Source organism: Paenibacillus sp. FSL W8-0426, from assembly GCF_037969725.1.
Taxonomy (GTDB): Bacteria; Bacillota; Bacilli; order Paenibacillales; family Paenibacillaceae; genus Paenibacillus; species Paenibacillus hubeiensis.
Map to the genome: position 1 here is coordinate 3,558,616 of NZ_CP150203.1, position 13,297 is coordinate 3,571,912.

Below are 13,297 nucleotides of genomic sequence, written 5' to 3' on the forward strand. Positions count from 1 at the left end.
TTATTTTTATATATAACCATAATGGTTATAACTGATTTAGTTATATATAAATGTTTTGACCTTGTCAAGCTTTCAAAAAGGATCGACATGGTTAAAAATGATAGAAAGCGTTTCATGTTTCTCCTTTTGCTGGCAGGGTTTGGATAACTGAATCATCCACGGCCGCTCTGCCGGGAACGTAACCTATAACCGCACAGATGCTTACGACCAACATACGAATAACCATCCATTTAACAAGGTTATAGCACTGCTTCATTTCATTGCCTCCTGACTCGCTTAAATGTAGAATTTCGCGCAAAAATAAAAGACCGTTTCCCGGTAGAATACGAGAAAACGGCCATCGTTTTTCCTGTCTGCTATTCAAAAAATCGCTTGCCTAAGTAAAGAATATAAACTTTGTTTTATAATCCTCCCTCGTCACATTGCTCCTCCTGTACAATTCGAGCAATGTGAATCATCAAATATAATAACTCCTCGTTCGATATGGAAATATCCAGCATGTTTTGAACGTAGGTTTTGATCATCTCCGCGCATTTGTATTCAAGCGGATGCTCCTTCACCATATGTTGAAATATAAAATCTTTCGCCGAATTGCCCAGACGCCCTTCTTGTAAACGCTGGATGAAAAATTGCAAATGTGTAACGAGTCTCACATAATGGATGGAGTTTTTGTTCAATTGCATATCAAAGGTGTATTGGATAATGTTAAAAATATCTTTTAACATCTTAACGGATTGCATCGTGCGCTCCATATTCTGCTCATGTGTTTGGGCATTCACGAAATGAAAAGCAATATTCCCTGCTTCTTCTTCCGGCAGTTCAATACCCAGTTCCAGATTCAGCATCTGAACGGCTTCAACCCCCAGTTCGAATTCGACAGGATGAAACCTCTGGATCTCCCATAACATGCGATTCTGTAATGATACACCTTTTTTCCATCGTTCAATGGCAAACGACAAGTGATCCATAAGCGTAAAGAAGATTTGATCGTCAAGAGACAGCTTTTCTTTCGCATTGGTAATCAATTTGTTTATGACATTCACATGTTTTTCTGGCATGTTTTCGATAGTTCGTACGTAAGCCTGGGCAGACGGATTATTTTGCAGAATGAATCGTTTCTGGATGTGCTCCTCATCCAGTCGCTCGCCGACTTTGCCTTTGAATGCCAAGCCTTTTCCCATGACAATCATTTCTTGTCCCTGTTCATCTTTGGTCAGAAGCAAGCTGTTATTCAATATTTTGATTACTTTCATGCATTCATCACGATCCTTTATTCTTTCGTGACCGCCTGATCCGAATTACCGATACATCTGCCATTCTGTTTAATGACCTCCTGATACCACGAGAAGCTTTTCTTCTTCAAGCGCTTCAAGTCTTTCAGATCCTGTTCACCACGGTTTACATAGATCATGCCGTAACGTTTCCCATAACCTTGATGGGTGCTTACCACGTCAATAACGGACCAAGGGCAATAACCAATCACATCTACCCCATCCGTTAGAGCCAGTCTGATCTGTTCCAGGTGTTTCTCGATAAAATCAATCCGGTACGTATCATTAATGGTGTAATCTGCCTCCAGTACATCTGGAGCTCCTATACCATTTTCCGTAATTAGAATCGGGAGACCATATCGTTCACATACCTTACGCAATGTTAGCCTTAGGCCAACCGGGTCAATGACCCAGCCATATTTCGTTTTTTCCGTATAAGGATTCTCTGCGGCCCGGTAGACTCCCTGCTCGCCAAGCATAATTTGCTGATCGCCCGCACGAGCTGTAACATCCGACGCATCGCCCGTACTGGCGGCAATGGTTGCCGTCGAATAATAATTGATTGCTACGAGATCAGGGCGGCCAGACTGGATATCTTCCATGTCGCCCTGCTCAATAACCGGCTCGATGCCACGTTCCTGCAAATAACTCCAGAATAATGGATTATACCGTCCCCACACCGATAAGTCGAGAAAACCCCATCCGCGAATCGTCTCCCAGTTATGTGCAGCGATTGCATCTGCTGGTCTGGAGGTTGCCTGATACATGGAAGTCATGTTTAATGCAGGACCGATCTTGCCTTGCGGGAGCATGGCATGAAATAGTCGCATCGTTCTGCCTTGAGCCACAAACATGTGATGATTTTGCTGGTACTGTTCCTTAGTGGAGGGCATACGGCCGCCCTTCGGTGTACCAATGGCACCTGGATGGAGAATCATCGTATTTTGCTCATTAATGGTCAACCAATATTTCACTTTATGCCCGTAATGCGTAAACAAGATACGCCCGTACTCGACAAAGGCATCGATCGTTTCCCGGTTGTTCCATCCTCCGGTTTTCTCAAGCTCGTAGGGTAAGTCGAAATGGTACATGGTCACAATGGGTTCAATACCGTGGAGCAGCAATTCGTCAATCAATTGGTGATAAAAATCGAGCCCCTTCTCATTAACTGCTCCTGTGCCTGAAGGCAATATTCGAGTCCATGCAATTGAAAAACGATATGCTTTGAGGCCCAGCTCTGCAAAAAGCTTCACGTCTTCTCTGAATCGGTGATAGTGATCGCTCGCAACCGTGAAATCGGCGGTTCCAGCCGGATGATCACACATATCGATTACGGACAGACCTTTGCCATCTTCGTTCCAGGCTCCCTCCACTTGATAGGCCGAGGTAGAGCCTCCCCACAGAAATTCATTGGGGAATGGTTTGATGTGTTGATATAACATCTCAAGCACTCCTTCATTTTAATGTTGATCAAGATATATGACGAGCCGTATTAAGGTTGTTACGAAAGGTGGATAATAGTCGCTCCAACCTCCACAGGACTCTGCTTCTCCAGCTTAATGTCCGGGAAACGATCCGAATTGGCGATAATGATCGGGGTTATGACTTCATACCCTTCTGCCTTGATGGCATCGATATCAAAGCTGATCAACAAGTCACCCCGTTTTACCCGGTCCCCCACTTTAATGGAAGAGTCGAAATGTCTCCCCTTCAGGTTGACGGTATCCACTCCAATATGAATGAGCACCTCTTCTCCATCATAACCATTTAATTTGACCGCGTGTTTGGAGTCCATGAAGGCCGTAACTTCCCCTGTGATCGGTGCATACAATTCTCCTTTGGCAGGAATAATTGCAGCACCTTTACCCAGTAATCCCAAAGAGAACACATCGTCTGGTACTCGGTCCAGATGGACTAATTCCCCTTGCATCGGGCTGGCGATCGTAAGTGGGCGTAATTCATTTTGGCCGGGTACATTTGCATTTGTTGCAGCAGACTGCGTGCCTGGATTGTTGTCTTTAACAGGCTCTTGGGAAAGCGTCTTGTCATCGTTAATGTTGGTATTTCCTTCTTCATCGTCTACTGGATCCTCAAAACCAATGATCCATGTCAGAGCAAAGGTAACGATAAAAGCGATCAGACAAGTCACAATAGCATGAACGATGTTCATCGGATTGCTGCCTATGAAGGCAGGCAACGCGGCAAGTCCCGGAGAAACGAAGGCATAACGCACTAATCCGGTCAGACCGGCGTATATCCCTGCTACACCACCACCAATCATTGCGGCAATCAAGGTTTTTTTCAGTTTCAGCGTTACACCGTACAACGATGGTTCCGTAATTCCCAGCACAGCGGTGAAACCGGATGAAGCAGCGAGCTGTTTCAGTTTTTTGTTTTTTGTTTTTAATGCTACAGCAAGCGTGGCCCCACCTTGAGCAATATTGGACGCGAGCATCCCCGGACCGTTGATCATTTCATATCCATTTTTGGTCAGTTGGCTAGTTGCAATCGGCGTCATTGCCCATGCAGTGCCTGTCACGATCAAGAACGGCTGCAAAGTTCCCATTAACAAAGGGATCAGCCAACTGGCTCTGGCATTAATCGCTTCTGCACCCATCGCAACCAGATCATTCAGGTACGTCCCGAAAGGCCCGATCGCCACCAATGCAAGAGGTGCTGTGATCAATAGCACAATCATCGGTTTCGTGAAAAATTTGATCATTGAGGGCGATACTCGATCCGCGAAACGTTCAATATAAGACATGAGCCAAACGACAATAATAATTGGCAGCACGGAGCCTGCGTAATCGGTTAGTCGAACTGGAACACCGATGAAAAACACGTCTTTTCCTTCCGCCATCAAGGCGCTCCATCCCGGGTGTAACAAAACACCGGCAACTGTCATCGCCAGAATTGGACTTGTTTCGAACTTAATGGAAGCTCCATAAGCCAGTAGAATAGGCATGAAATAAAACGCCGCATCCGCAATGGTGTTAAGGATATAATAGTTTTGGCTTTCTGTAGTTACGAGGCCTGTCAGCACAAGTACGGCTAATATCGCTTTGATCATACCCGCGCCAATAATTGCCGGTATTACTGGAGTAAATGTCGTCGAGATGACGCTGATGAATCTGGAAATCCAGCTCTGTTTCTGCTTTGGTCCGTTATTTTGGCCGGAATCTGATTTGGACTCCGCACTTCGAGTTGCCGAACCCATCTGCTGAGTGATAACTCGGTAGACCTGCTGGACTTCATTGCCCACGACAACCTGGTATTGTCCACCATTGTTCACAACGGTAATGACACCTGGAAGAGCTTTGAGTTTTTCTGTCTCCGCTTTGGAGATATCGTGCAGCTCGAACCGAAGTCGGGTTGCGCAGTGCGTAAGCCGAGCGATATTATCCTTCTTTCCAACCAATTCCGTAATCTCTTGTCCCAACTTGCGATAATCCATACCTTAGCCTCATTTCTGAATTTGGATATAAAAAAAGACCAAAACGATATGCCTTCCCCTACTCACATAAGGAAAATGCAAAATCATTTTGGTCATGCCTGCTTTACCAGTAACAGCCAAATACTGCTAATATTCAATTCTTTATTGATGTAAACGTTTACTGGATCATAGTATCACACATTTATTCAGTTAGCAATCACTTCATACGACATTTTTCTTTATACCTAACCACTTATGTTTTACCTTTTATCGTGTCAGTTGTCCCGCTACAATGTGAACATCTTCATGTATTACGGTGCTTAATGAGTTTTTAAGTACAAATACAAAGTACCCTGCTTTAAGCGTGCTGCGCGATCTCTCAGATCCAAATCGTTGTTGCGTAACACTGCAGAAAGGTCACATAAGTTATTTCACTTTACGTTTGGGTTTCGTTAGGTCAAAACTATGTTTTACCATATCATGAAGATCATCCTCCGGAAGGTTTCCATCTAAGATGATCGTATTCCAATGTTCTTTACTCATATGATATCCGGGCTTAACTTCTTCGAATGCGTTTCGAAGGAAATCAGATCGATCGGGATCACATTTCAAGTTAACGCAAAGATGACCATCTTTTTCAAATATTAACGCAAAGATCTTCTCGTTCCCTTTGTGGCGTATGGCTGTCCATCCTTCTCCAAAGGGATGATCCTCATATGAGGCTGGATAAGATAAACAGTATTCTACGATTTCTTCTAATTTCATTGTGGTATCCTCCTATCTGTAAAGCCTATTCATGATTGGTGTTTTTCTTCTTGTGCCATGCTGTAATTTCTTCCATCCTTTGTTTAATTTTAAATTCAGACCCCTGTGTTGTCGGATGGTAATATTCGCGTCCGATCAGGGAATCTGGCATAGTCTGCATCGTTGTTAGCTTTTCTTCCGTGTCATGGGCGTACTGATACCCTTTACCATAGTTCAGCTCCTTCATAAGCTTCGTTGGAGCGTTTCGAAGTTGCAAAGGAACAGGTTCACTCATGGAATGTAGGGCATCTTTTTTCGCATAACGGTAAGCCAAGTAAGCAGAATTTGATTTGGGAGCCAGGGTCAGATAGATAACGGCTTGTGTTAGATGTACATCGCACTCTGGCATCCCTATGAATTGACATGCTTGAAACACAGAAACAGCGATTTCCAAAGCCCTATTGTCTGCCAAACCCACGTCCTCACTTGCAAACCTAACGAGCCTACGAGCAATAAATAAAGGATCTTCCCCTGATTCCAACATTCGAGACAACCAATAAATAGATGCATTTACATCACTATTTCGCATGGATTTATGCAATGCTGAAATGATATTGTAGTGTTCTTCTCCATCTTTGTCATACAATAATGATTTTCGATGAATAATTTGAAGCAGCCCTTCTTTGCTGATTTCAATAGCTTCAGCTTGTTTCTCTCCATTTAGCACAGCCATTTCTAAGGTGTTTAATGCCACTCTGGCATCGCCGTTTGAATATTCCGCGATAGCAGATAGTACGCCCTCTTCAAAACCGATCTTTTGATCTCCGTATCCTCTAGGATCCAAAATCGCTTTTTTTAATAATTCAACAATATCTTCACTGCTTAATTGATGAAGGACAAAAACTTTGCTGCGGGATAACAAAGCCGAGTTAACTTCAAACGATGGATTTTCGGTTGTCGCGCCGATGAGAATAATGCTTCCTTTTTCCACATACGGAAGAAAAGCATCCTGTTGTGCCTTATTAAAGCGATGAATTTCATCGATGAATAGAAGGGTTTTCTCCCCTAATTGCCTGTTTCCCTCAGCTTCCTTCATTACATTCCGGATATCTTTAATACCGCTGGTTACAGCACTAAAATCAATAAATTTAGACTTGGTTTGATTGTTTAGCTAGTGTTGTTTTGCCAACACCTGGAGGGCCCCAAAATATCATAGAAGACACTTGATCATTTTTGATCATATCCTGCAGAACTTTTCCAGGGCCAAGTAAATGTTTTTGTCCGATAAAGTCTTCCAACGATTGAGGACGCACACGATTAGCCAACGGTCGATCATGTTCATTATCAAATAATGTTCCTTGTATCACAGTATCACTCCATTTAAAGGTTCTGCTTTCGGAATTCTACAGGCGTATAGCCAGTTTCCCGTTTGAAAAATTTACTAAAGTGAGTGGTTTCTTGAAAATTAAGCATTTCTGCAATGTCGCTAATCAAGTAATCTGTATGCATTAATAAACGTTTAGCTTCGAGACTAATTCGAGCGGATATGAAAGCTTTAGCACTTATTCCAACAGCTGCGACCGTAACCCGTGTTAACGTTTTTTCTGTGCAATTTAAAAGGGCGGCATAGTCACTAACATGATTTAACTTGGCAAAATTTTTCTCCACTAATTCTTGAAATTTTAAAAACTTTGGTGAGACCTGAGAAGGAGTAGGGATATTTTTTTGTTTATGAATAATGTTGAGCCATGCTACGAATGCATAAAGCTGAAACCGTAACAACATATGAACATCCTCTTTGGCTACTTGAATTAAAGAGTCTTGAACCATTTGCTCGATTAAAGTGTTTGCCCGATGCAGCTCTGTATTATTTAAAGTCAAACTATTAGGCGTTCTTCCGATATCAAACGTTAAATTCAGTTCATTCAACGTAAGTGAAGCAGGAAGAAGGAATTCTTCACGGAATAGAATGACCCATCCGTCCCAGTTTTCATCATGTCCAAAATTATGGACTTGTCCTGGTGTTACTATTATCAGTGTTCCTTCCTTACAAGCGATGGGTTCAAAATCGACCCATTGAGTACACATTCCTTCCGTGACACAAATGAGCATATAAAATTCATAACGATAAGTGATTTTCATACGTTCCTCTGGTGTTCGCTCTTTGAGAGAAGATACACTAAAAATCTCCAGATCGTAGGGGTAAGAAAACACGGGTTTATATTTAAGAGGTCTTATATTATTTTCCTGTTTGAATGAATGAACGATTACACGAACCTCCTTTAAGAGTATTTGACGAAGCGAAATGTCTGTAAAGTATCATTAAATTTCCCGTTTTTGCCTTCATCAAATCTGATAAATGACCTAAAATGATCATACCATAATATTGGGACGAAACAAAACAGGCAGTCAGTTCGCGTTACTTGGATTGATCTGATCGCTCTTTAATTTAGTATCAGCATCCGAAATATGGGAGGCTAACATGCAGGTTAACAGCATAACAGCAAAAAAAATCTTAACTGAAATGAAAGGAGATTCAAGTGTTGGTTTCACACATTCATTAAATCCTTATAGTGGTTGTGCTTTTGGATGCAGGTATTGCTACGTTAGGGAATTGCCTATTCAAAGGTACAGTGATACTCCATGGGGAGAATGGGTAAGCATCAAAACAAATGCGGCCGACAAATATCGGAATGAGATGGTCAATCTCCGCCGGAGAAATAAGTCCATTCATCTTTTTATGTCTACTGCAACAGATCCCTATCAACCACTGGAACGGAAGACGGAGCTAACACGCTCTATTTTAGAGGAAATGATCAAATACCCTCCGGATTTCCTTCAGATCCAAACACGAAGTCCTCTTGTCGTAAGGGATCTTCATTTATTACTTGAACTAAATCAAAAATGCGAGGTCCTTGTCTCTATGACTATAGAAACAGATCGGGAAGATATGAAACGATTGTTCGCTCCCCATGCTCCAGGTATTAAGTTACGCTTGAAGGCATTAAAAGAAGTGAATAACGTAGGCATCGCTACCCAAGCTTCCATTTCGCCTGTTCTTCCATTCACACCCGATTTTCCTAAAACACTGGAGTCCATCGTTGATCGGATCTACATCGACACACTTAACATTGGAGATGGAACAAGGGGGAAACGTTCCGAGCGCTTAGGCATGCCATTTTTGTTTAAAGAGAACGAGTTGTCCGGATGGTATCAAATGGATATTCATCTTAGAGTGGAAAAGTATTTTAAAAAGTTTTTTCCGGAGGAAATGATATTCATTTCTTCCGATAAGGTTTATCCCTTAAAAGGAAAAGTGCTTGAATAGGCGGGGCCTATCCTTCTTTTAAGGGATAGGAAGATAAAGGAGAATGAACCGTTGAATTTTACAGCAATTGATTTTGAAACCGCAAACTTGAACCGATCGAGTGCGTGCTCTCTGGGTTTAGTTCAAGTTAGAGATGGGATTGTAACTGGTGAATATGAATGGCTAATTGATCCACAACAGCCGTTTAATCGAATGAATATGGCCATCCACGGTATTACACCCTCCATGGTTGACAAGCAACCTGTATTTGGAGAACTATGGACAACCATTGAACCACTAATATCCGGAGAAATTATCATTGCACATAATGCTGTTTTTGATATAAGCGTGCTGAGGTATTGCTTAGATGCCGCTGAAAAAAGCTATCCTGAGATACAATATTTATGTACGTACAGAATTGGGAAAAAACTGCTACAAGAGCTATCCTCCCATAAATTAAACATCATCTCCAACCATTTCGGAATTCGCCTAAATCACCATAACGCACTCGACGATGCCCGGGCATGTGCCCAAATTATGTTAAAGCTAATGGAACAGCAAGAGGAATGTGATCCACTGCTTTTTGCGAAATCCCTGGGATTTCAGGCGGGATCACTGTATTCAGGTGGGTATACTCGGTAGCTGCGGCATTCAAGATATCTTCTCTCATGTTGGACGTGTACACACCAACACAGCATCCTTAATCACTCTAAGGCAGATGGGTTTGACTGACATGTCCCAAATATGTCATATCAAGTCTTGATTTCACCTTTTCTTATTATAAACAATGGCCTAAAATGATCATACCGCTTCACCTATGAAAGGAGAAATACAAATGACACCTGACCATACTCTCAACGGAAAGAATCATCACACGAACAACACTAATACCGCCGGTCAAGCGGTCCGCTCCTGGCTAGGCATCCCCTACGCTAGTGCAGAACGCTTCCGCCGACCCATTTTGCTGCCGTTCAACCCGGATCTGCCATACGACCAAAAGGGACCCGCCCCGCTCCAACCGGGCGACAATAGCTGGTTGGAGGCCGACAACGGATTCAGCGAGGACTGCCTGAACCTCAACGTCTGGGCACCCGAAAACGCTGGCGACGAACCGCTCCCCGTAGTCGTCTACATCTACGGTGGCGGCTTCGAACGCGGCGCGAACACCCAGACCACTTCGAACGCCTCAGGTCTCGCCGCGACCGGCCGGGCCATCGGGGTGTCCCTAAACTACCGGCTCGGCCCGTTCGGTTGGCTCTCGCTCTCCCAATACGGCGGCGCGTTCGCGGATGCCACTAACCTCGGCCTGCAGGACATCATCACCGCGCTCAGATGGGTGCAGGAGAACATCTCTCGCTTCGGTGGCGACCCTCAGAACGTCACCGTCACCGGTCACAGCGCCGGCGCGTTCTCCTCGATAGCGCTCCTTGCAGCTCCGGCGGCCGACGGCCTCTACCAGCGCCTCGCTGCGTTCTCCGGCGGCGCATCCCGGATCGTTCCGGCCTGGTGGGCAGAAGAACTAGCGATCAAGTTTCTCACCGAACTCGGCATCGCGGACGAACCCGAACAACTGCTCACCCTGGATGGGAAGCTCCTCGCCGAGACGCTCGTTAAGATTAGCCCACGTGACATCGGCGACCGAAACGGCATCGACAACACGACGATTGGCATCGTGAACGACCACTCTCAGACCGGGGCCATTCTCGCAGACACGCCGCTGCGTGTACTCGAATCCGGGCGTCACCGCGACGTCGACATTCTCTTTAGCACGGCGACGAACGAGGGGGACTGGTGGGTTATCAACGCGACCGAGCAGTTCGACCCGGGCAGCATCGACAACCTCGTTGACGAATTGGTAACGAAGTCGCGGATCCCTCGAAGCCGTGCTCGGCGCATCGTCGCCGCCTACGACGTCAACGGACGAACTCCTGTCGAAGTACGCGGGGCGCTCTTGACCGACTACCTCTATACCCTGCCCGCCGCCCGTGCGGCACTCGCCCACGCCGCTGCAGGCGGCAACGCCCACCTGCTCGCCGTTGGCCCTGTCGAGGGTGCGCCAGCCGTACACGGCACGGAGATGTACGGCATCGTCGGCCAGCAACGCCCCCGACATAGCGACGAGCAAGCCATCCGGGACACCTTCGTCCGCGACGCTCTCCTCGACTTTGCCGCAGGCAAGCACGATCGGCTTTGGAGCTCCGTGACCACGGAACCTATCACACATGGGATTGGCAACCCACCATTCGACCCCACCGCCCATGCGGCCGAGGTCCTGCGCATCTTCGAGGGCATTGAACGGCCCTGAACGGCCCCAACGCGCACGGGGTCCCGCACCGATCCAACTCACTTAGCAGCGCCGGCGGCCCGCCACAGCACGTGAGAACAGCTTCATGAACAGGGAATTGACTATGAACATCGGTACAAGTTATTGTCCTTGGATTGGGACAATAACTTGTACTTATAGAACAAAAAAGCCGCCAAAATAGCGACTTCAATGGGAATATGTTCTTGTCCCTCGACAGATCAGGCTGTCCGGGGACAGGAATATTGTTGCTTAAATGACAAAAACATAAACTTGCCCACAACTGTCCCGATACCTTATCAATCATCAGCACCGTTCCTCTAGTTCATCGTATATACCCAATAACGGAATTCGTTCCATGCTCTGGCCTCTCCGTCCTGAATAAATTCGATTCGAATATGCAGCTCCCTCTTGCCTCTGGTATAAGATGCAGGGATCACAAACTCATCATCCAACCATCGTTTGTAGGGATTTCGGTCCGCAGTGTACCACGTTCTTTCTGTTACTTTCACCCCATCTACATGAACGAAAGCCCGTTGTCTCCCTGTGATCTGATCGCATCGCCGCCGCAGCCTTACGCCGCTGTTGTCCTCCCTGATGCGGATTGTGAATTCACTATAACCGTCTGTTTCATGCCCACTATCGCGAATAATGATATCGTCTTGATCCCCTTCATAAGCTGAATCCAGAGTGTAGTAACCGCGGCTGCCTTCTGTTTTGTAATCATGGTTCCTCTCAGATGAGGGGTCGCCAATATCCATTTCGTCCGTCAGAACCATTCCCGGATCGTCCACACCATAGTAGAACAGAATGCCTGAATGTTCGAGATACTGGTTGTTATGCTCGCCTGCTTCGATACCAAATACGAGCTCCGTCTGAAACGGATACCAGTCACCGCTGCACATTCTGACCATGGACCACGGGTTGTCAGGAATTCCGTCATAGGCGCTCGATGGATTACATTCAGGCGGCGTGGGAAACCCCCAACCATAACATATCCAGCTCTCGGAACCGTCGCTTTCAACTTGTGGTGTCGCATTGCCGTCAATATGCACACGGACATCGCCCTCACAGCTGATCGTGCCCGGTTTATGGGTAAAACCTGTTACATGACCAGCTACCATGTGTCCTCTTCCCTTGAGTTGACCGATGATGCTGTCCGATCCTGCTGTTGCCTGGCGTTCATAATATTTTGATGTGCGAAAATAACCGGTTCGGCCCTTCTCATAAACAGCGTTCCGCTCTTCTGTAAATTCAATGTTTAATTCGGATAACCATACGTCACGGTTCCCTTTGTTCACCAGTTCAATCACCGCATGCTCCCAGTACGGCATGGAGAAATAGTTATAGAACAATCCGTCCCCTCTTCTTCCGTGCGACAGTACGCCGACAGGATTAAATCCAAGCTCGTTGCCGAAGAATACACCTATGGGGCACCAAATATCCGGTTGTTCATGTTTATCCCAGCTTGCTTTGATCCAAAGGTGCTGCAGGTCTTCGGATGAAAAGGAGTGGGGATTGAATGCAGCGCTTATGGAGGCGATACTGCCTTGCCCGACCTCTTCCAGAATGGTTAGCTTCTCCCCTGCTTTAACGGTCAACATTTCGTAATATCGAGACTTGCATTCCACGGCCGTTTTGGGATCTTCACCAACCCGAGACCACATTTCGATCAGCGGGGCATAGTTTTCTTTTCCCGTGAACGTAACCACTTGATCAGAGTCACTATAGGAATGATAAATGACATGACCCCAACCGCCATCTCCTTTGGCTGCTCCTTTCAGTTGAATATCCGAGGTAATTCTGCATGATTTCTTGAAGGGCATAGGGACATAACTTCGGACTACGCGAATAGGTCCGCGTCCATTGTCCTCGGGCCCAATATAAGCGTCTGCCAGTGGAGTTACGAAAGGAAATTTACTCCCGAATTCGGAGGCCTTGATCACAAATCGGGGCGTATCCTCGCCGTCAAAATAAAAAGAAAAGGTAGGTTCCGGACTATCGGGATAACGGTGTTGGACGAAATTATAGATGCATCCTGGACCGCAATAATCAAAAATCACCCACTCCTTCCCGTCCTTATAAAGCCACCAGTCCCAGTCCGCATTGCGTCCCTGCTTGTCGATGCTTCCTTCATAGTGAACCTGCACGCCGTCTTTTAGCACAGGAAGCAAGTCGAACTTTTCCATGTTGCCAATCCCTTTAGGCTGTAAATGGGTCATCATTGGCCTGCAACCTCC

At 45.8% G+C, this 13,297-nt stretch carries 9 protein-coding genes and 1 pseudogene; 3 read left to right on the forward strand and 7 right to left on the reverse strand.

Going from position 1 to position 13,297, the window contains the following annotated elements:
• Positions 1-401: 401 nt before the first annotated feature.
• The 6 genes and pseudogenes from MKY59_RS15985 to MKY59_RS16010 all read right to left on the reverse strand — a co-directional run bounded on the left by MKY59_RS15985 (position 402) and on the right by MKY59_RS16010 (position 7,590).
• Positions 402-1,253 carry a PRD domain-containing protein gene (locus MKY59_RS15985; protein ID WP_236412782.1) on the reverse strand — a complete coding sequence of 284 codons (852 nt, stop codon included), beginning with the start codon at positions 1,251-1,253 and terminating at the stop codon, positions 402-404.
• A 17-nt stretch (positions 1,254-1,270) separates the two neighbouring features.
• On the reverse strand, positions 1,271-2,713 hold the full coding sequence (locus MKY59_RS15990; protein ID WP_236412781.1) for a glycoside hydrolase family 1 protein: 1,443 nt from the start codon (positions 2,711-2,713) through the stop codon (positions 1,271-1,273).
• A gap of 59 nt (positions 2,714-2,772) precedes the next feature.
• Positions 2,773-4,725, reverse strand: a complete 1,953-nt coding sequence (locus MKY59_RS15995) for a beta-glucoside-specific PTS transporter subunit IIABC (RefSeq protein ID WP_339272274.1) — start codon at positions 4,723-4,725, stop codon at positions 2,773-2,775.
• 405 nt (positions 4,726-5,130) lie between these two features.
• A complete protein-coding gene (locus MKY59_RS16000) occupies positions 5,131-5,469 on the reverse strand; it encodes an MmcQ/YjbR family DNA-binding protein (RefSeq protein ID WP_339272275.1) in 339 nt (112 codons plus the stop codon).
• Between the two features lie 25 nt (positions 5,470-5,494).
• Positions 5,495-6,815, reverse strand: a pseudogene (locus MKY59_RS16005) (replication-associated recombination protein A).
• 13 nt (positions 6,816-6,828) lie between these two features.
• Positions 6,829-7,590 carry a helix-turn-helix transcriptional regulator gene (locus tag MKY59_RS16010; RefSeq protein WP_339272277.1) on the reverse strand — a complete coding sequence of 254 codons (762 nt, stop codon included), beginning with the start codon at positions 7,588-7,590 and terminating at the stop codon, positions 6,829-6,831.
• A 340-nt stretch (positions 7,591-7,930) separates the two neighbouring features.
• Between MKY59_RS16010 and MKY59_RS16015 the strand changes: the two genes are divergently transcribed.
• The 3 genes from MKY59_RS16015 (at position 7,931) to MKY59_RS16025 (ending at position 11,060) form a co-directional block, all read left to right on the forward strand.
• Positions 7,931-8,776, forward strand: a complete 846-nt coding sequence (locus MKY59_RS16015) for a radical SAM protein (protein WP_236412773.1) — start codon at positions 7,931-7,933, stop codon at positions 8,774-8,776.
• 51 nt (positions 8,777-8,827) lie between these two features.
• On the forward strand, positions 8,828-9,397 hold the full coding sequence (locus MKY59_RS16020) for a 3'-5' exonuclease (RefSeq protein WP_339272279.1): 570 nt from the start codon (positions 8,828-8,830) through the stop codon (positions 9,395-9,397).
• Between the two features lie 193 nt (positions 9,398-9,590).
• On the forward strand, positions 9,591-11,060 hold the full coding sequence (locus MKY59_RS16025) for a carboxylesterase/lipase family protein (protein WP_339272281.1): 1,470 nt from the start codon (positions 9,591-9,593) through the stop codon (positions 11,058-11,060).
• 317 nt (positions 11,061-11,377) lie between these two features.
• On the opposite strand, the gene MKY59_RS16030 is transcribed toward MKY59_RS16025, so the two are convergent.
• On the reverse strand, positions 11,378-13,282 hold the full coding sequence (locus MKY59_RS16030; RefSeq protein ID WP_339272283.1) for a DUF2961 domain-containing protein: 1,905 nt from the start codon (positions 13,280-13,282) through the stop codon (positions 11,378-11,380).
• Between the last annotated feature and the right edge of the window lie 15 nt (positions 13,283-13,297).